Consider the following 19310-nt stretch of genomic DNA (forward strand, 5'->3'; position numbering starts at 1 on the left):
ATAAATTCTGGTTACCCTGCAATAACAGCCGTTGATGAGTCTTCACATTTAAGAAAATTTAACGGCAAAATACCTTACGGCATCAAAACTTTTAGTTACTTTTGAGGATAGGATGCCGTTCGCTGTTTCTCTTCGGACGGGCACTGTTCTATTTTTAAAAATCAATCTTTATATGGAAAAACCACTAATTCTGGTTACTAATGATGACGGCATTACAGCACCGGGCATCAGAAATCTTGTGAGTTTTATGAACGAAATCGGTGACGTGATCGTAGTTGCCCCTAATTCACCGCAGAGCGGAAAAGGCCATGCGATCACCATTAATTCTACGCTGAGCTATGAGGAAGTCCACCTGGATGGTCCGCAAAAAGACTTTTCATGCAGCGGAACTCCCGTAGACTGTGTAAAAATGGCATTGGATAAAATCCTGCCGAGAAGGCCGGATATTGTCGTTTCCGGGATCAACCACGGCGCCAACTCCTCTATCAATGTTATCTATTCCGGGACTATGTCTGCTGCTGTAGAGGGCGGTGTGGAAGGGCTGCCTTCCATTGGATTCTCTCTGCTGGATTTCAGCTGGGAAGCCGATTTTACCCAGGCAAAGGAATACATACAGAATATTGTAAAAAGAGTCCTTGAGCAGCCGATGCCGAAAGGAATCGTCCTGAACGTCAATATTCCCAAACTTTCCAAAGAGGAGATCAAGGGAGTAAAAGTATGCAAGCAGGCCCATGCCAAATGGGAAGAAAGCTTTGATGAAAGGGTAAATCCGCACGGTAAAAAATACTACTGGCTTACCGGATACTTCAATAATATGGATGAATCTGAAGATGCCGATGAAACAGCATTGGCTAATGGCTACATTTCTATTGTTCCGGTAAAGTTCGATTTAACCGCATATGAATATATGAATACATTGAGTGAAGTAATGAAATTTGATCATGTACAGTAAATTAGACAGTCCTGTATATCACGCTCTTAATGAATTCCACGAAAAGTTTTGCTTACACTTCGGGGATACTAAATTCTATACCCCCGAAGTAGCCGCCTTTGGTGGTTCGGCACATGTTTCGGGAGAGAAAGACATCACAGCCTATGCAAAATCCTGTGATGACTTTCTCATCTTCGGAGCAAAACCTAAGACAGATCAAAGCCTTTCCCGTTTAGTCTGTGACCAGTATGTCCTGGAAAAGATGATAACGCTGGACTACACGGAAGAAATCATTCAGCTTAAGGAAGAACATTACGAAGAGCTTCTTGCTTTTATTGCGAAGTTTTATCCGTATTATTTTAAAAACAGGACCCCTGAACTAGGACGGTATTTTGGTATTTTTAAGGAGGGTATACTGGTTGCCGTTACCGGTGAGAGGATGCAGATGAATGACATGACGGAACTGAGCGCCGTAATCACTGATACCGGTTATCTTGGTAAGGGATATGCCAAACAGCTTGTAGCCCATGTTTCAGGAAAAATACAGGAAGATAACAAAACGCCTTTTCTGCATGTTGCCGAAAGCAATGCAGGCGCCATAAAGCTTTATGAAAAGCTTGGGTTCAGCCACCGCGGCAAAATAGACGTATGGGGTATTAAAAGGTAATTCATGCGGTTGCTTTCATACCCTTCCTGAATGAATTCCGGATGGTTGCGCTGCAAACCTTCAGAATAATACTTTATCTTCTTTTCTGAGTTCTTCCAGGTATTTGATTTTATCATCCCTGTAAAAGAGATTCATCGTTTCAAAAGGGATCAGTTTCAGGTCTTTATTCACAATATGGACACAGGATTTCTTTACGGCCCGCACGTCAAAATCATGGGCATCCATAAAATTCATAATGATGATCCTGAACAGGTTGTCATAATCAAGGTCAGGAGCACAGACTTCCGGGAGGCAGCACAGCAACTGATTGACTTTGGGCTGCACCTTATCCACTGAAATTCCGGTACTGAAAATATCCAGCAGCTGCATCTGCAGTCCGGTATCCTGTTCGTAAACAATGGTATTCCGGGTTTCGTTATTCAGCAGATCCGCAGGATTAATATACCGGGTCAGCGGAATGGTTTCTCCTTCCAGCTTCAGGATATAGCCCATCGCGAGTGCATCGGGATTACACGGCACCGGAATGATATCATCGCTGTTAAGCAATGGGAACTGGTTTAAAATTTCCTGCCGGACTTCGGTAAGGGTTATTTTCTCATATGGTGAATCTGCCCTGTTCCTTCCGGCAATCTCTACGGGCTGGAAGGTAATGCCGCGTACACATTTCTGCCTGAGGGCAAACTCAATGATCTTTCCGATCTCGTCAATATTTTTATCTTTCTGAAGCACAACAACCAAGGTAGTGGAAAGATTCAGGGCATTCAGTTTTTCCAAAGCCCTCATCCTGACATCCGTAAGGTCTTTTCCTCTGAAATCCTGCAATACTTCAGGTTTAAAGGAGTCAAACTGCAGGTAAATCTCGAATTCCGGCGCATACCCTGCCAGTTTTTCTGCAAAACCGGGGTCGTTGGCAATCCTGATTCCGTTGGTATTCAGCATCAGATGCTTGATGGGCTTGGATTTCGCTATATCCATGATCCTGAAAAATTCAGGATGGATCGTAGGCTCTCCCCCGCTGATTTGTACAACATCCGGTTCGCCCTCATTCTTCACGATCACATCAAACATGGCTTCAATCTCTTCCAGGCTGCGGTGGCTGCCATAATGAGGGGATGACATGGCATAACAGGTCGGACAGGTCAGGTTGCAGCGGTCCGTTACTTCAACAATAGACAGGCAGCTGTGCTGTTCGTGGTCTACGCAGAGACCGCAGTCGTACGGGCATCCGTACTCTACATCTGTTCCGAAATGAAGCGGCATTTCCGAGGCTTTATTATAGTTCCTGATATTCTTGTAATAATGAACATCTGAAGCAATTTTGGTTTTGAAAAAGCCATGATCCGGACATCTTTTCGTCATAAAAACGCTGTCTTCCTCAATGATGATCTTGGCGCCTACCCTTTTCAGGCATTCGGGGCAAAGGCTGATGGTATAGTCGTAATAGGTATAGTTTCTTACCGGCATAATAATGAGTGGTGTAATAGTTCAACAATGTAACAGCTAAAAATCTGTATTTAATGATTTAAAAACCGCCGCCACAGATATAGCCGCTGATCAGGCCGAAAACAAGCATGCAGATCAGCATGGTCTGTATAAACTGTTTTTTTGAAAAAGTATTATTATTCCCTGATTCGTAAATAAGCTTGACAATCAGGGTTATGATGACTGATACCACCAATGCCACAAAGAGGATGATAAGAATGATGATCAGTAAAAATCCTCCTAAACCCAGATTATTAACTTCCAGAAGCGTCAGCGTTTTCATATGTTGGATATTTGATGTGAATGTACGGATTTTGTATCTTTTATTTTAAAAATATAATAAATGATCACACAAAGGCAGACCAGCTGGATCGTTCCCAGGCTCCAAACAAGTTCCACTCTCGGCTTAATAAAATCCAGGCAGAACCTGAACATGAAATAAGCCACCATAAACAGCTGAAAAACAAATCCGGAAACATATTTCCGGCTGTTCTGAATTTTTTTCAGGAAAATCCAGAGCATGATTAAAAATGCAATTTCATATAAGGCAACCGGATGCCTCAGGTACTGATCTCCCAAATGCATACCGAAAATGAATCGGGTCGGGATCCCATAGGTTTCTTCATAAATCCCGGTCAGGAAACACCCAATCCTCCCGATGATTATCGCCAGCATCAGGGGAAAGACAATCAGGTCGCCCGTGCTTTCCCTGTGACCGACAATTTTTTTCGCCAGCTCTACCCCGGCTAACCCGAAAGCCAATCCCCCTACAATGGTATTATTCGACCAGAAACGGGCCAGGCTGAACTTTTCAGAAAACAGGATGAAGGGATTTTCCAAGTTCCCGATCAGTTTCGATCCGATCAATGCTCCTGCTGTAGCACCGATCAGTACGGCAGCCGAAGTATTGAAAGACAGCTTTTCCGGCGACTTCCTTTTAAGATAAAAATAATACCGCATGCCAACAAACATGCCCACCGCTTCAAACAGGGGATGCGCCAGGATGCTTTTACCGAATATATGAAAGGTGACAGGAAAATCCATGATACCAAAAATAAGGTTTTCGAAGTTAAATACATACCTGTTGATGATTTTATTTCGGAAAATGGAATCCTGTTCTTATGATCTTATATCCTTTCAAAATAGCCATGATATAAGTAATAATTATATACTGAATTTAATATGAAGCTGTACAAATAAAAATCATAACGGTCTATTAATGAATATTTAACATATAAATACAATCTGATATATAGTTAATCAATAATTAATATTACTTTTGCGCGGAGAATTTTCAGCAAAAGTCTGAAAGTTGTGAAATAAAAAAAGTTATATGAAGACACATCTACTCACTGCAAGTACTTTATTGCTTTCTATCCTTACATATTCACAGGTAGGAATTAATAATCAAAGCCCGAAATCTACTCTTGATATTACGGCCAAAACCACAGATGGCAGCAAGCCCGAAGGAATCATTGTACCAAAGCTGACCGGGGATCAGATCAAAGCCGGAAATGCACAATACGGCTCAGACCAGAAAGGGTCTATCCTTTATGCTACCGCTGCAGTTACTGTATCAGACAGCAAAACAGCTAATATTACTGCTGAAGGCTATTATTATTTTGACGGAAGCCTCTGGCAGAAAATGGGGAACGCCGCCGCCGCCGCCAACTGGAGCATGACTGGTAATGCAGGCACGGATCCTGCCACCAACTTTATCGGGACTACTGATGCCCGTGCGTTGGTGATCAAAACCAACAATAATTTATCCGGTTACATCGGGACAACGGTTTTCGATAACCTTACTCTGGGGATCAATGCCGGAAAAACAAATACCACAGGTAACCTGAACGTATTTATGGGCACTAATGCGGGCTTCGCTAATACACTGGGAAGTTCCAACGTATTTATGGGACCTTATGCAGGGACTTCCAATACCACCGGAAATTCCAACGTATTTATGGGTTACAATTCCGGAAGCAGCAGCACAACCGGTGATGGCAATTCCTTTGTAGGCACATGGGCCGGGAATACGAACACAACCGGAGGCAATAATGCTTTTATGGGTTACCAGGCAGGAAACAGCAACACGGCGGGAAGCAATAATACTTTTCTGGGCTACAGCTCGGGAAGGAACAATACTACGGCAAATAATAACGTCGCTGTAGGGAATATGGCAGGACAGACGATTACTACGGGCGGTAACAATACGTTTATAGGAACCGGTGCGGATGCGGATACCAACAACCTTACCAATGCCACGGCCATCGGGTATGGCGCTAAGGTCAGCGCCAGCAACAGCCTTGTTTTGGGCGGTACGGGAGGATCTGCGGTAAATGTAGGAATAGGAACCTCATCTCCTGCCTCAAAGCTGGAAGTTGACGGTGCTTCTACAAACAAATCTGCTTACGATGCGGGAAGCAGCACAACCATTGATTACAGCAAGAGCAACCTGGCCTATACTTCAGCTTCTGCAGGAAACTTTACTCTTCAGAATATCAAGGATGGCGGAACGTATACTTTAAGTGTAAGAGGAACCACTTCCGGAACATCCGCATTTACGGCTACAGCCTTTACGTTTAAATATGTGAACAACAACGCAAGTATAGCCAATACCCATACTTTATACACTTTTGTTGTTATAGGGACTATCGTGTATGTATATTGTGTAAGAGGATTATAATGGGTAAGAAAATGAATATGAGAATAATACTGTGTTTATTTTTCCTATTGGGATTATCTGCTTTGCATGCACAAATTCCGGGTACGCCTATCATACCTCTCAAAGAAAACAGGAATGTATTCGGCGGAACATCTGTTGATTTTGCAAGATCAGCAGTGGCTACCACAGACGGAGGATATGCCTTAGCAGGATATTCTGCTTCATCCGACGGAGATGTGTCTGCAAATAATGGAAATATTGATTTCTGGATTATTAAAGTCAGCAGTTCAGGAAATCTGCAATGGAAGAAAACCTTGGGAGGGTCAGACAATGATGAAGCAAGATCAATTGTCCAGACCGCGGATGGAGGCTATGCCATTGCAGGCATTACTGCATCCAATAACGGAGACGTATCAGGCAATCATGGGGGGAATGATTTCTGGATCGTAAAGCTGGACAGCTCCGGGGCATTGCATTGGCAGAAAACATTGGGAGGACCGGCAGACGATAACGCCTATTCTCTGGTACAGACTTCAGATGGAGGGTATGCAATAGCCGGGTTCACTGCTTCAAACAGCGGAGATGTGTCCGGGAACCTGGGAGGATTTGATTTCTGGGTAGTAAAACTTGATCAATTCGGAGCGTTACAGTGGCAGAAAACATTAGGAGGTTCAGGCACTGAAAGCGCACTATCCATCGTCCAGACAACCGATGGAGGATATGCCGTAGCCGGATATAGCGACTCAACTAACGGCGATGGGGTAGGAAATAACGGAAATCAGGATTACCTGATCGTTAAGCTGAGCAATACAGGAACCGTAGAATGGCATAAGGTCTTCGGAGGTACGGACACTGATCTTGCCAATGCTGTTATCCAGACTGCTGACGGAGGATTTGCCGTGGCCGGATATGCGCTTTCAAACAATGGAAATGTATCCGGAAACCATGGCGTGTATGATTCCTGGATAATAAAACTGGATAATATAGGAAATTTACAATGGCAGAAGGCGCTGGGCGGCAGTGGTAGTGAGAATACGTTTGCCATACTGCAGGATACCGATGGAACCTATGTAGTGGCTGGAGATACCCGATCGAACGACGGAAATGTTTCCGGGAATCATGGCGTAGTGGATGCCTGGGTGGTAAAACTCAGTACTACAGGAAACTTATTGTGGCAGAAAGCTATTGGCGGAACGCTCGGTGATTCAGCCACTGCTGTAGCGCGCAGCCAGAATGGCTATGTCATTGCAGGACGGAGCAACTCAACTGACGGCGACATAACCGGTCCGGTTAACGGTTCCTCTGACTTTTTACTTCTTAAAATAGACACCAACGGTAATATCATCCGCTTCTGGGACGATACGGCACCATAATTCATGTTCTGAGATAAAGATATCATATCGGAAATGGATTCAATAGCATGAAGACGAAACGTAAATTAAGGGCCGGGTATGGTTAAAGTGCCTGCACAATTCTTTTACGTTGAATCTTTTTGCTATTTTTATTTAAATATTTCCAAAATCATGAGAATAGAATATGATATAAAGCTGGGATTCAAGGATGTGATGTTCCGTCCTAAACGGTCTACACTGAAATCCCGGTCTGAAGTGGATCTGGAACGTGAGTTTACTTTTCTCCATACCCAAAAGAAATGGAAAGGAATTCCGGTTATTGCGGCCAATATGGATACGGTAGGAACTTTTGAAATGGCAGTAGAGCTGGCAAAAGAGAAGATCATTACCGCAGTGCACAAACATTATTCCCCCGAAGAATGGGATGCATTCCTGGACAGCCAGCCGGAAAGCATTTATCAATATATTGCATTAAGCACAGGTACCGGCAACGCTGATAAAGAAAAAATCCGCCACATCCTCGAAAAGCACCCTAAAATCGAGTTTCTCTGCATTGATGTAGCCAATGGATACTCTGAACATTTTGTAGACTTTGTGAAGGCCGCAAGGAGTAATTTCCCCGATAAGATTATCATCGCCGGAAATGTGGTAACCGGGGAAATGGTGGAGGAATTGTTACTGGTGGGTGCCGATATCATCAAAGTAGGCATCGGGCCGGGATCGGTATGTACCACACGTGTAAAAACAGGCGTAGGCTATCCGCAGTTGTCGGCCATCATTGAATGTTCAGACGCTGCCCATGGATTGGGAGGCCATATCATAGCAGACGGAGGCTGCAAAGTTCCGGGTGATGTAGCCAAAGCTTTCGGCGGCGGTGCAGATTTTGTAATGCTGGGCGGCATGTTTGCCGGACACGATGAAAGCGGAGGCGAAATAGTGGAGGAAAACGGCAAAAAATTCCGGTTATTTTATGGAATGAGCTCCAAAACAGCCATGGATAAGCATTCGGGAGGAGTCGCAGAATACAGGGCTTCTGAAGGCAAAACCGTCAGGGTACCCTACAAAGGTCCGGTTGCCGGAACGGTAAAGGATATCCTGGGCGGGGTACGTTCCACATGCACTTATGTAGGCGCTTCAAAATTAAAGGAACTGTCTAAGCGCACAACATTCATCAGAGTCCAGGAACAGGAAAACCAGGTATTCAAAGATTAAAATACAGGAAACGCCGGATGTAGTATCCGGCGTTTTCATATTATTGATGCTGGTACAGCAGCTTAGGTTAACATCCCTCCGTCCACGTTCAGGGTTTGTCCGGTAACATAAGCAGACATGTCACTTCCTAAAAATACGCAGGCATTGGCTACATCTTCCGGTTTCCCGCCTCTCTTCAGAGGAATACCTTCCCTCCACGTCTGAGTGGTTTTTTCATCCAGGGCAGCAGTCATTTCCGTTTCAATAAATCCCGGTGCAATAGCATTGCAGCGGATATTTCTGGAACCTAATTCCAGCGCTACGGATTTGGTAAATCCTATAACACCGGCTTTGGATGCTGCGTAGTTGGCCTGACCGGCATTTCCGCTGATCCCCACTACTGAAGTCATATTGATAATAGATCCGGATTTGGCCTTCATCATCGGCTTAATAACTGCTTTCGTAAGGTTGAATACAGAATCCAGGTTTACTCTCATGATTACATCCCAGTCCTCTTTGGACATTCTCAGCAAAAGGTTGTCTTTGGTAATCCCTGCATTATTGATCAGGATGTCGATCTGGCCGAATTCCGCCATCACTTCATCAATTAATTTCTGGGCAGCATCATAATCCGATGCGTCAGACTGATATCCCTTAATCTGCGTTACAGAACTTAAAGCGGCTTCCAACTCTTTGGCTTTATCTACGGAACCTGCATAGGTAAAGGCTATTTTGGCACCGTGTTGTGCAAAAACTTCAGCAATTCCTTTTCCGATTCCCCGTGTAGCTCCCGTAATCAGTGCTACCTTTCCTTCTAATAGTTTCATATATATGACAATTATTTCTTAAACGATTTAATATCAGCAGGGTCTGACCCGGAGAGTTTTACCATACTGCTATGAAAAACGTGGTCCGCAAAGATATTATTAATTTGGTATTTAACCCATTTTAAATTATCAAATGAATTGATTTTTACCTGTTTTTAACACGGTAAGCAGCCACAATAAGTAACTATTGGGAGACGTATGGATTATATTGAATTGTTTACAATAAGCACAATTTCACCTTTAAGTGTTTTGGATTTTGAAAACTCGATCAGTTCAGTAATGGTTCCGCGCTTTGTTTCCTCAAATTTTTTGGAAATCTCACGGCTCAGGCTTGCCCTGGTATTTTCTCCGAAAAATTCTTTGATCTGCTCCAGCGTCGTATTGATCTTATGGGGGCTTTCGTACAGCACAATGGTTTTCTTTTCTTCTGCCAGCTGCTTGAGCTTGGTCTGCCGTCCTTTTTTCTGGGGAAGGAAGCCTGCAAACAGGAATTCATTATTCGGCAGCCCGGAAACCACCAAAGCAGGTATCAGCGCAGTAGCGCCGGGAAGGCAGATCATTTCGATGTCATGGTCTGCACCTGCTTTTCCCAGCAGGTATCCGGGATCTGAAATCCCGGGAGTTCCGGCATCGGTAATAATCGCGATATTCTGCCCGCTTTTAAGATCGGCAATCACTTTTTCCGTTGCCTGGTGTTCATTATGCAGATGATAGGATTTCAGGGGTTTTGAAATTTCAAAATGCTTCAGGAGGATACCGGATGTCCGGGTATCTTCACAAAGGATGTAATCTACTTCTTTCAGCACCTTCACTGCCCTGAAGGTCATATCTTCCAGGTTCCCAACCGGTGTGGGAACAAAATATAGGATTCCGCTCAAAATTATATGAATTTATTTTCCACCAATATCCAGAGCCTCTGGGCATATTCGTCCACCTTGTTCCACTTCCTTTCGTAGTAGAGGTCACTTAAATATTCTTTGGCTTCGTCAAGGCTTTTAAAGCTGTTTAAATTTCCGATCACTTCATTCAGGTCCGTCTGGCTTCCACCGAACAGCATTTTCGTAAATGCAATCCTGTCATTGAGGTCCAGTTTAAATTGCGGCCTCGCCTTTTCAGCTTCCATGAAATTCGTAGGAATATTGGTCTTAAGGATGCTTCCGGCATCAGGCCTGATTTCGTCAGTTTTTTCATGAGAATGCCCAATCTGCAGATGATCATCGTCAAACAGGCTCTGCACGGCTTTCATTCCCTTGATATGGGCCAGCCTGATTTTCTTTTCCTGCTGATACGCATCGAGGTCCTCAAAGTTTTTATCCGAAGGTTTATGCTCCGAATCTTTGTGATCTGAAGTTATATGAGGATTGAAAATATCGGTGATTTTCCTTCTGTCATTGATTTCTGCCAATGTACTTTCTTTTTCTTTACCTTCTTCCTCTGAAGGCTCATTCTTGATTTCACTCAGCATATGATCCACACTGGAAGTTTCCGTTACCATTTCACCCTGTTCCATATTCGTCGTGCTGCTGCTCAGGAACTGGTTTTCGTGTTCTTCAATCAGGATTTCATCTTCTGTCATTCCGGTATCGAAAATGCTCGGGATAACCGCTTTCATATCAGCCTTTTTTTCTTCCTCCTGGCCGGAAGCATCAAAACCGTCCCGGATCCGCTCTTCTTCCTCAAAATCATTATTGGGAACGTTTCCTTCATCAGAGATTTCATTTTCAAAACCTTCAATTTCATTGAGCTGATTATTGAATACCGCTTCTTCTTCCATAGCTTCATCCGTAGACTCCGGAACGCCGGAAATGCCTGAATCCTCAGGTTCCGTTTCTTTATGGGAGGCTACATCTTCATTCCAGTTTTGCCCGGAAACTGCTTCCTGATGGCCTTCCGGTTCCTGTGATTGTTCTTCAACAAAATGAACAACGGTTTCGTGCAGTTCATTTTCTACAATTTCATTCAGTTGGTTATTGAAGATGGCTTCCTCTTCCGTCACTCCCTTGAATGCCTGTTTTTCGTACTCAGGAATTTCATTGAATTCATTGTTGAAAATCGCTTCTTCTTCGGTAACCGGCTCGTAGGGCTCATAAGACGCTGATTTCGTGACAAAAGGCTGAAAATCGCCTTTCTCCTCTGGCCGGTGTGCGGCATGCTTTTGCAGTAGACTCAGTAAGGTAATCCTTTCAGCAAGATCATTCACAAGATCCTGGCAGGAAGCTAATTCGTCCGCGTGGTTGATTTTATCCAAAATACCAATGATATTCCTGGATTCGAAAAAAATCTTTTCCTTTAAATCTTGGATGTTCTGCATAGAAGATTGTTGTTAAAATTGCTTACTTTTGGTCTTAGAAATATACGGCTAATTTAACAAATGTTTTTAGAAAATACAATTAATCATTCCAAACAAAGCGGTTGGATGGAAGTTATTTGTGGCTCTATGTTTTCGGGGAAAACCGAAGAACTGATCCGGAGATTGCGGAGGGCAGAAATGGCAGGACAGAATGTAGAAATTTTTAAACCTAAAATGGATATCCGGTACTCTGAGGAAGACATAGTATCCCATAATCAGAATAAGATCCGCAGTACAGCAGTAGATTACCCGGGTGAAATCCTCCTGCTGGCTTCCAATTGTGATGTAGTGGCTATTGATGAAGCACAGTTTTTTGACGACAGCATCGTTGATGTAGCCAATACCCTCGCCAATGGCGGGATCAGAGTAGTGATTGCCGGACTGGATATGGATTTTCTGGGCCGTCCTTTCGGGCCGATGCCGAACCTGATGGCTACAGCAGAATACGTTACCAAGGTACACGCCATCTGCAGGAGGACCGGGAACCTGGCTAATTATTCCATGAGGACTTCCCAGGGAAATGACCTGGTAGAGCTGGGAGAAACGGAAAGCTATGAAGCGGTAAGCCGACGGGTTTTTATTGATGAAGTGCTTTCCAGGCAAAGAACAAAATAAATTTTTAAATTTGATCCGGGGATATGAAGATATTACCCGGATTTTAATCAGTACAAAGACGCAAAATAGTATGATAACCTGTTTCAGGATGTAAGATTTCAAGAGGAAACCATTAATTCTTTCTGTAATCCCGGTCCTGAAAACTTAAAGCAATAAACTTTGCGCCTTTATCATTAACCTACAGCATACACAGGGCGTCTATGAATTATACAGTACAGGAAATATCAGCCATTACCCAATCCAGATCCATTGGAAATAAAAAACTGATCGTCAGAAACATCGCTTTTGACAGCAGGACCATTTATTCCATCCAGGATACAGCATTCATTGCCATCAATACCCATAAAAATTCCGGTGAGAAATTCATTGAGTCTGCTGTAGATAGGGGGATACAGGTCATTATTTCTGAGCACCATTATCCCCGGTTCGATCAGGTCACCTGGATCATTGTAGAGAATGCCGTTGATTTCCTCCAGCGGCTGGCCGCCCATCATTTCGGACATGCGCATATCAAATCCATCGGAATCACGGGAAGCAACGGAAAAACCATTCTGAAAGAATGGCTGTACCAATGCCTCTGGAATGAATTCTCAACCGTCAAGAGCCCGAAAAGCTTCAACTCCCAGATCGGGCTGCCGCTGTCTTTATTGCAGATCAATGATACTCATGAGCTGGGTATCTTTGAAGCAGGGATTTCAAAACCGGGAGAGATGCAGAAGCTGGAACATATATTCCATCCGCAGATCGGTCTCCTTACGCATATGGGGAATGCCCATGCAGCCAACTTCCGCTCTGAACAGCAGCTTATCGAAGAAAAGATCATCCTGTTTAAAAATTCAGAGGTGATCATTTACAACGGAGACAATATCCTCACAGACAAAAAGATAAAAGACCTTTATTCAGGCAGGAAATTAATATCCTATGGGCTCAGCACTGCCAATGATGTGTTCCTTAAAAAGAATGTGAAAGATGAAGATATCATCGTTCAGTATTTTCAAGAGGAGATCAGTTTTCCTGCCCATCAGAGGGATGAAGCGACCCTCACCAATGCCATGGCGCTGATTACAGTGCTGAAAGAGCTGAATCTGGATCATGCAAAGATTGTCGAGAAGATCAATGCATTAAGATCGGTGGAAATGAGGCTGGAAGCCATTGAAGGCATAAAGGGCAATATCGTGATCAATGACTCTTTCAATCTTGATCTCGATTCCCTGAAAACAGCCCTTCAATTTCTGAAGGAATATAACAAACCTCAGAAGTCCCTTGTACTGACGGATATCGTAGGTGTTAATTCTAATTCTGAGGAGCTGTATACCGAAGTTGCAGACCTGGTCAATGAACAGCACTTCAATACGGTCTTCCTGATCGGTGAAGAAATTACTTCGTTCAGCCATTTATTAACTCCTGAAACATTTACTTTCAATAATACTCAGGAATTAATTGACAGCAAACGACTTACAGAAATCAATAACCAGATCATCCTGCTGAAAGGGGCAAGGAAATTTGGTATTGAAAGGCTTAAAGATATTCTTGAACTCAGAAAACATGATACGGTACTTGAGGTTAACCTCAATGCCATCCTTCATAACATCAATTACCATAAATCGCTCCTGAATCCCGGGACCAGGATGATGGCTATGGTGAAAGCCAACGCTTACGGGCTGGGAAGCTACGAGATTGCTGAGTTCCTGCAACACCATCATATCGACTACCTGGGAGTCGCATATGCAGATGAAGGTGTCGAGCTCCGTAAAAAAGGAATTACAGCGCCCATCATCGTCATGAATCCTGAACAACACAGCTATGAAGCAATTATTGAATACAGCCTTGAACCGGAAATTTACAGCCTGAGAGTATTGGAGCTTTTTAACGATGCGGTTCAGAAGGCCGGTTATGATGAACGCTACCCTATCCATATCAAACTGGAAACCGGTATGAACAGGCTTGGCTTCAAAGAAGCTGATCTTGCACCGTTGCTCGAGGCACTCCGGCATAAAAATCTCCGGGTGGAAAGTATTTTCAGCCACTTATCATCCTCCGATATACCTTCTGAAAAAGAGTTTACGCTCCGGCAGATGGCTGTTTTCAGGAAAAACTCCGATATACTGATTAAAAACTTAGGCTACCAACCGATACGGCATATCCTCAATTCATCCGGAATTACAGAATATCCGGATTACCAGTATGACATGGTAAGGATCGGAATCGGAATGCTGGGAGAATCACAAAATAGTGATATAAAAAAACAGCTTCGTCCGGTAGTAAGCTTTAAAACGGTTATCTCACAAATTTCCCAGGTACAGGAAGGAGAATCTGTAGGCTACAGCAGGAAATATAAAGCCGATCATCCCACCAGGATTGCAACCATTCCGGTAGGCTATGCGGACGGGATTCCGCGCCTCATCGGAAATCAGGTCGGTAAAGTGGGAATAGGCAAAAAGCTGGCTCCCATCGTAGGCAATATATGCATGGATATGATGATGATTAACATCGACGGTATCCCGCATGTAAAGGAAGGCGACCCCGTAATCCTGTTCAATGGTCAGCCAAGCCTTAAAGAATTCGCAGGCTACTGCAACACTATCACCTATGAAGTATTAACATCCATCTCGCCACGGGTGAAACGGATTTATATAAAAGACTAAATATGAAAAAAAAATTTCTCGTACTCTTCTGTCTGTTCTTATTGCATGCGATGCACGCACAGATCCGGAAAGATCTCAAGATTCCGAAAAATCCCAGGATCGGTCTCTCACTGGCCGGTGGCGGGGCTAAAGGATTTGCTCACGTCGGTGTCCTTAAAGTCCTGGATTCCCTGGGCGTAAAGGTGGATTATATTGCCGGGACCAGTATGGGTGCCATTGTCGGAGGCTTATACGCTTCCGGTTATTCGGCAAAGGACATCGAAAAAATTGTCATGGATACAGACTTCTATTCCCTGATCCTGGATCCTAAATCAAGACAGGAATCTACCTTCTTCAACAAATCAGTGGATAAATATCTTTTTTCCATTCCTCTTAAAAACGGTAAGATTACCCTTCCCTCCTCCATCAGCACCGGCCAGAAGAATGTCTACCTCCTGAAAGAACTCCTCAAGAACGTTTCGAATATCAATGATTTTTCAAAACTGCCGATTCCGTTTATGTGCGTGGCCACCAATCTGGAAAGCGGGGATATGAAAATATTTGAAAGCGGGGATCTTGTACAGTCTATTATGGCCAGTTCTGCCTTTCCTTCTCTCATGGATCCCGTAAAAGTGGGTGACAGCATTTATATAGACGGAGCTATGTCAGTGAACTATCCTTCAAAGCCATTAAAAGATAAAGGAATTGATATTGTCATTGGTGTTGACCTGAACCAGGATCTTTCCAAAAGAGAAGATTTAAACAGCATCATAGCCATACTGAACCAGGTGATTGATTTTGGCATCAGGAGAGATACCAAAAGACAATATGAATATACGGATATCAATATTAAACCGAACCTAACCGGAATGAGCGCTACCAGCTATGACGACAAGAAAAAAATACTGGACAGCGGCTATACGGAAGGAAAAAAATATTCAGCAATCCTTAATGAACTTCCCAAAAGGACCTATGACCGTTTAAGGCAGCCCATGAGCCCGATCTATTCGAATGTCTATAAAATAGACAGCATAGAATTGATTGGAAGCAGGATCTATGGTGAAAATTATGTATTAGGTAAAATGGGACTTCGCCTCCCTTCCATGCAGACGTACGGAAGCGTTAATAAAATGATTGATAAACTGGTTGCCACAAACAACTACCGCTTCATCAATTATGATATTGTTACCCAAAATAACAGCAACTACCTCAAACTGTATGTTACGGAAGATGATACCCGCCATTTCCTTAAATTCGGATTGCATTATGATGAGGTCTTTAAAACAGGCTTGCTGGTAAATTACTCTGCCAAAAGGCTTTTATTCAGGAATACGAACCTGTCTCTGGATGTCATCGTGGGAGATAAGCCGCGGTACTACCTGAACTACTTTATCGATAACGGTTATATTCCCGGATTTGGAATTTATTCCTCCGGAATGAATTTCGATCTCAGGGATCAGCAAAACAATGAAATAGACAATTGGGAATGGTACAGGAATGAAGCCTATATCCAGTCTATCTGGAGAGATAAATTTGCCATTGGCGGAGGAATCAGCCATGATTACTTTGAAGCCAATATGAACGGAAGCAACAAACGGTACAGCCGGTTCCTGAATCCTTATGTATTTGTAAAAAGCGATACCCAGGATGACAAAGAATTTCCTACCAAAGGCTTTTACCTTTCTGCTGAAGGAAAAGTAATCGATATTTTGAGTTCGGAAATGAGGGATAAACCGGTACAGGTGCAGGCGGATATCCGCATCAATATTCCTGTATCAAGACAATTTTCCTACCACCTGAACCTTTATGGCGGGATCACAATCGGTGAGGAACTGCCGGAATATTACCGATACAGGCTTGGAGGAATCTTCGAACAGAACGTCATTAACTTCAGGAGTTTCGGAGGATTTTATTTTGCCCAGCTGGCAACCAATAATATCCTGATGGCCTCCAATGACCTTCAGTTCCGCTTTAATAAAAATTACTTTATAACAGGGACATTTACCTTTGCCAACCTTTCAGATTCTATTTCGGTGGAACAGGCAGTGAAGCTTAATTACAGTTCACTGGGTATAACGGCAGGCTACAAATCTCCATTCGGACAAATAAAAGTGAATTTCAGTCATTCACTCAGAAATAATCAAAAAGGCATTTTCAGTGTTATCTTAGGACACTGGTTTTAACAATATGATACAGTTTTTTTACGAAACCCAACCGGAATCTGTCAATACAGATTACAAGCAATGGCTGGAAGCCATCATTATTTCAGAAGGCAAAAAGCCGGGGGAAATCAATTATATTTTCTGTGATGATGAGTATCTTCTCAAGATCAATCAGGACTATCTGCAACATGATTATTATACTGATATCATCACTTTTGATTACGTGAAAGGCAAAACCATAAACGGGGAGATTTTCGTATCTTTGCAGCGTATTTCAGATAATGCTTCTACTCTTTCACGGGAATATGAAGAAGAGCTCAGAAGGGTTTTAGCCCATGGTATACTTCATTTATCAGGTTATAAAGACAAGACTGAAGAGGAAGAAAAGCTTATGAGAAGCAAGGAAGATTTTTATCTGAAACAGTATTAAAGTTTATTTGAACATATCTATAATTAACTTTAATCACCTGGGTTAAAACCCCGTATATCAGGCGTTTTAATTACCCATTCTCAACCAATGTTTCACGTGAAACATTTTAGATAAAATAATAAAATTAGCGCTCTAAAGAGCTTATAAAGATGATTTCAGAAGTTTATGATGTAATTGTAGTAGGTGCAGGACATGCCGGTTGTGAAGCCGCAGCTGCCGCTGCCAATATGGGTTCAAAAACCCTTCTGATTACAATGAATATGCAGACCATCGGACAGATGAGTTGCAACCCTGCCATGGGCGGAATTGCCAAAGGACAGATTGTAAGAGAAATTGATGCGATGGGCGGATATTCAGGAATTGTAGCTGACAAGTCTGCCATACAGTTTAAAATGCTTAACCTTTCCAAAGGACCTGCCATGTGGTCTCCGAGAACACAAAATGACAGGATGCTTTTTGCTGAAGAGTGGAGACTCGCTCTTGAAAATACGCCTAACCTGGATTTCTTTCAGGATATGGTGAAACAACTGATTGTTGAAAATAATACCGTAAAAGGAGTGGTCACTTCTTTAGGAATTGAAATAAAAGGAAAATCGGTAGTATTAACCAATGGTACCTTCCTGAATGGATTAATCCATGTGGGCGATAAACAATTAGGAGGAGGCCGAATGGGTGAGCCCAGAGCTTTTGGGATTACAGAACAGCTGGTATCTTTAGGCTTCGAAGCCGGCAGGATGAAGACCGGTACCCCACCCCGCGTAGACGGAAGAAGTCTGGACTATTCTAAAATGGAAGAACAGAAGGGAGATGAACATCCTCAGAAATTCAGTTACCTGGATACGCCAAAGTTAACAAAACAGTTAAGCTGCCATATTGTATATACTAATGAAACGGTACATGATATTTTACGGGAAGGTTTCGACAGGAGCCCGATGTTCAATGGAACGATCCAGAGTTTAGGACCAAGGTACTGCCCTAGTATAGAAGATAAGATCAACAGGTTTGCAGAAAGGAACAGACATCAGCTTTTTGTTGAGCCTGAAGGATGGAAAACCGTTGAAATCTATGTGAATGGTTTCAGTTCTTCCCTTCCGGAAGACGTTCAGATCAAAGCCATGAAACACATTCCGGGATTTGAAAACGTAAAAGTTTTCCGGCCTGGATACGCTATCGAGTATGACTACTTCCCCCCTACCCAGCTGAAACATACCTTGGAGACGAAATTAATCGATAATCTATATTTTGCCGGGCAGATCAACGGAACTACAGGATATGAAGAAGCAGCCGGCCAGGGATTAATGGCAGGAATCAATGCCCATAATAAAGTTCACGAAAAAGATGAATTTATCTTAAACCGGGATGAAGCTTACATAGGCGTTCTGATTGATGACCTGATCACAAAAGGAACTGAAGAGCCTTACAGGATGTTTACCTCAAGAGCAGAATACCGTCTTCTTCTGAGACAGGACAATGCGGATATCAGATTGACGGAAAAAGCCTATCATTTAGGATTAGCAAAAGAAGAAAGACTGAAGTTAGTAGAGAAAAAAGTTGCTCAAAGTGAGGAACTTGAAGCATTCCTTCGCGAAACTTCTTTAAAACCGGGTATTATAAACCCGATTCTTGAATCTATTGAAAGCAGTCCTGTTGATCAGGCATATAGAGCATCTCAGATCCTGACCAGGCCTAATATGACGTTAGAAAAACTGGAAGCTGTAGAATCCATCAATGATTTTATTTCCCAATACAACGAGGAAGTGCGGGAACAGGCTGAAGTGAACATAAAGTACAGAGGGTATATTGAAAAAGAAAAGGAAAATGTAGCTAAACTGAATCGTCTGGAAAATATTAAAATCCCTGAAGATTTTGATTTTACCAAACTTTCCAGCCTTTCTGCGGAAGCCAAACAGAAAATGACCCGCGTACGTCCTAAAACCATTGCCCAGGCAGGAAGGATCAGCGGCGTTTCACCCGCAGACATCAATGTTTTACTGGTTTATTTAGGAAGATAGAAATA

16 protein-coding genes are annotated in these 19310 nt (G+C 43.0%); 10 read left to right on the forward strand and 6 right to left on the reverse strand.

Translation table 11 applies throughout. The annotated features are described in order from the left end of the window. The first annotated feature begins 172 nt into the window (after positions 1-172). Both surE and CGB83_RS12705 read left to right on the forward strand, forming a co-directional pair. On the forward strand, positions 173-952 hold the full coding sequence (gene surE, locus CGB83_RS12700; protein ID WP_100076122.1) for a 5'/3'-nucleotidase SurE: 780 nt from the start codon (positions 173-175) through the stop codon (positions 950-952). After that, a complete protein-coding gene (locus CGB83_RS12705) occupies positions 942-1598 on the forward strand; it encodes a GNAT family N-acetyltransferase (RefSeq protein ID WP_100076123.1) in 657 nt (218 codons plus the stop codon). Before surE ends, CGB83_RS12705 begins: the two co-directional genes overlap by 11 nt. Before the next feature lie 60 nt (positions 1599-1658). Here the strand turns inward: CGB83_RS12705 and CGB83_RS12710 are convergent, their stop codons facing one another. From CGB83_RS12710 to CGB83_RS12720, 3 genes are read right to left on the reverse strand one after another with little or no spacing between them, the layout of a single operon-like run. Continuing rightward, complete coding sequence (locus CGB83_RS12710; protein WP_100076124.1) at positions 1659-3062, reverse strand: radical SAM protein; 1404 nt, start codon at positions 3060-3062, stop codon at positions 1659-1661. 58 nt (positions 3063-3120) lie between these two features. After that, positions 3121-3363 carry a hypothetical protein gene (locus CGB83_RS12715; RefSeq protein ID WP_100076125.1) on the reverse strand — a complete coding sequence of 81 codons (243 nt, stop codon included), beginning with the start codon at positions 3361-3363 and terminating at the stop codon, positions 3121-3123. Continuing rightward, the gene (locus CGB83_RS12720; protein ID WP_172954700.1) at positions 3360-4124 is read right to left on the reverse strand and encodes a prolipoprotein diacylglyceryl transferase; all 765 of its coding nucleotides are present in this window, start codon (positions 4122-4124) and stop codon (positions 3360-3362) included. The genes CGB83_RS12715 and CGB83_RS12720 overlap by 4 nt, the downstream gene beginning before the upstream one ends. A 289-nt stretch (positions 4125-4413) precedes the next feature. On the opposite strand from CGB83_RS12720, the gene CGB83_RS12725 reads away from it, so the two are divergent. The 3 genes from CGB83_RS12725 to CGB83_RS12735 all read left to right on the forward strand — a co-directional run bounded on the left by CGB83_RS12725 (position 4414) and on the right by CGB83_RS12735 (position 8306). Next, positions 4414-5763: a hypothetical protein gene (locus CGB83_RS12725; protein WP_157761418.1), complete on the forward strand. Its 1350-nt coding sequence runs from the start codon at positions 4414-4416 to the stop codon at positions 5761-5763. Positions 5764-5780: 17 nt separating this feature from the next. After that, positions 5781-7115: a hypothetical protein gene (locus tag CGB83_RS12730; RefSeq protein ID WP_157761419.1), complete on the forward strand. Its 1335-nt coding sequence runs from the start codon at positions 5781-5783 to the stop codon at positions 7113-7115. A 150-nt stretch (positions 7116-7265) separates the two neighbouring features. Next, entirely contained in the window at positions 7266-8306 is a 1041-nt protein-coding gene (locus tag CGB83_RS12735; RefSeq protein WP_100076129.1) for a GMP reductase, read from the forward strand. A gap of 62 nt (positions 8307-8368) precedes the next feature. Here the strand turns inward: CGB83_RS12735 and fabG are convergent, their stop codons facing one another. The 3 genes from fabG to CGB83_RS12750 all read right to left on the reverse strand — a co-directional run bounded on the left by fabG (position 8369) and on the right by CGB83_RS12750 (position 11423). Then, a complete protein-coding gene (gene fabG, locus CGB83_RS12740; protein WP_100076130.1) occupies positions 8369-9112 on the reverse strand; it encodes a 3-oxoacyl-[acyl-carrier-protein] reductase in 744 nt (247 codons plus the stop codon). Positions 9113-9315: 203 nt separating this feature from the next. Continuing rightward, positions 9316-9990, reverse strand: coding sequence for a 16S rRNA (cytidine(1402)-2'-O)-methyltransferase (rsmI, locus tag CGB83_RS12745; protein ID WP_100076131.1), 675 nt, complete (start codon positions 9988-9990; stop codon positions 9316-9318). A 2-nt stretch (positions 9991-9992) separates the two neighbouring features. Next, positions 9993-11423 carry a hypothetical protein gene (locus CGB83_RS12750; RefSeq protein WP_100076132.1) on the reverse strand — a complete coding sequence of 477 codons (1431 nt, stop codon included), beginning with the start codon at positions 11421-11423 and terminating at the stop codon, positions 9993-9995. Between the two features lie 60 nt (positions 11424-11483). Between CGB83_RS12750 and CGB83_RS12755 the strand changes: the two genes are divergently transcribed. The 5 genes from CGB83_RS12755 to mnmG all read left to right on the forward strand — a co-directional run bounded on the left by CGB83_RS12755 (position 11484) and on the right by mnmG (position 19305). Next, positions 11484-12077 (forward strand): thymidine kinase, encoded by a 594-nt coding sequence (locus tag CGB83_RS12755; protein ID WP_100076133.1) that lies wholly within the window; start codon positions 11484-11486, stop codon positions 12075-12077. Positions 12078-12277: 200 nt separating this feature from the next. Continuing rightward, complete coding sequence (locus CGB83_RS12760) at positions 12278-14722, forward strand: bifunctional UDP-N-acetylmuramoyl-tripeptide:D-alanyl-D-alanine ligase/alanine racemase (RefSeq protein WP_100076134.1); 2445 nt, start codon at positions 12278-12280, stop codon at positions 14720-14722. 2 nt (positions 14723-14724) lie between these two features. Further along, positions 14725-16884, forward strand: a complete 2160-nt coding sequence (locus CGB83_RS12765; protein WP_100076135.1) for a patatin-like phospholipase family protein — start codon at positions 14725-14727, stop codon at positions 16882-16884. A gap of 4 nt (positions 16885-16888) precedes the next feature. Further along, positions 16889-17293: an rRNA maturation RNase YbeY gene (gene ybeY / locus CGB83_RS12770; protein ID WP_100076136.1), complete on the forward strand. Its 405-nt coding sequence runs from the start codon at positions 16889-16891 to the stop codon at positions 17291-17293. Positions 17294-17442: 149 nt separating this feature from the next. Then, complete coding sequence (gene mnmG / locus CGB83_RS12775) at positions 17443-19305, forward strand: tRNA uridine-5-carboxymethylaminomethyl(34) synthesis enzyme MnmG (RefSeq protein ID WP_100076137.1); 1863 nt, start codon at positions 17443-17445, stop codon at positions 19303-19305. Positions 19306-19310: the final 5 nt, after the last annotated feature.

Source organism: Chryseobacterium camelliae, from assembly GCF_002770595.1.
GTDB lineage: Bacteria > Bacteroidota > Bacteroidia > Flavobacteriales > Weeksellaceae > Chryseobacterium > Chryseobacterium camelliae.

Bases quoted from the DNA above. Each gene is read 5' to 3' on its own strand.
- CGB83_RS12715 (WP_100076125.1), bottom strand. From the start codon at position 3,363: ATGAAAACGCTGACGCTTCTGGAAGTTAATAATCTGGGTTTAGGAGGA.
- fabG (WP_100076130.1), bottom strand. From the start codon at position 9,112: ATGAAACTATTAGAAGGAAAGGTAGCACTGATTACGGGAGCTACACGG.
- CGB83_RS12720 (WP_172954700.1), bottom strand. From the start codon at position 4,124: ATGGATTTTCCTGTCACCTTTCATATATTCGGTAAAAGCATCCTGGCG.
- CGB83_RS12735 (WP_100076129.1), top strand. From the start codon at position 7,266: ATGAGAATAGAATATGATATAAAGCTGGGATTCAAGGATGTGATGTTC.
- CGB83_RS12755 (WP_100076133.1), top strand. From the start codon at position 11,484: ATGTTTTTAGAAAATACAATTAATCATTCCAAACAAAGCGGTTGGATG.
- CGB83_RS12730 (WP_157761419.1), top strand. From the start codon at position 5,781: ATGAGAATAATACTGTGTTTATTTTTCCTATTGGGATTATCTGCTTTG.
- CGB83_RS12765 (WP_100076135.1), top strand. From the start codon at position 14,725: ATGAAAAAAAAATTTCTCGTACTCTTCTGTCTGTTCTTATTGCATGCG.
- CGB83_RS12705 (WP_100076123.1), top strand. From the start codon at position 942: ATGTACAGTAAATTAGACAGTCCTGTATATCACGCTCTTAATGAATTC.
- mnmG (WP_100076137.1), top strand. From the start codon at position 17,443: ATGATTTCAGAAGTTTATGATGTAATTGTAGTAGGTGCAGGACATGCC.
- ybeY (WP_100076136.1), top strand. From the start codon at position 16,889: ATGATACAGTTTTTTTACGAAACCCAACCGGAATCTGTCAATACAGAT.
- CGB83_RS12760 (WP_100076134.1), top strand. From the start codon at position 12,278: ATGAATTATACAGTACAGGAAATATCAGCCATTACCCAATCCAGATCC.
- CGB83_RS12710 (WP_100076124.1), bottom strand. From the start codon at position 3,062: ATGCCGGTAAGAAACTATACCTATTACGACTATACCATCAGCCTTTGC.
- CGB83_RS12750 (WP_100076132.1), bottom strand. From the start codon at position 11,423: ATGCAGAACATCCAAGATTTAAAGGAAAAGATTTTTTTCGAATCCAGG.
- CGB83_RS12725 (WP_157761418.1), top strand. From the start codon at position 4,414: ATGAAGACACATCTACTCACTGCAAGTACTTTATTGCTTTCTATCCTT.
- surE (WP_100076122.1), top strand. From the start codon at position 173: ATGGAAAAACCACTAATTCTGGTTACTAATGATGACGGCATTACAGCA.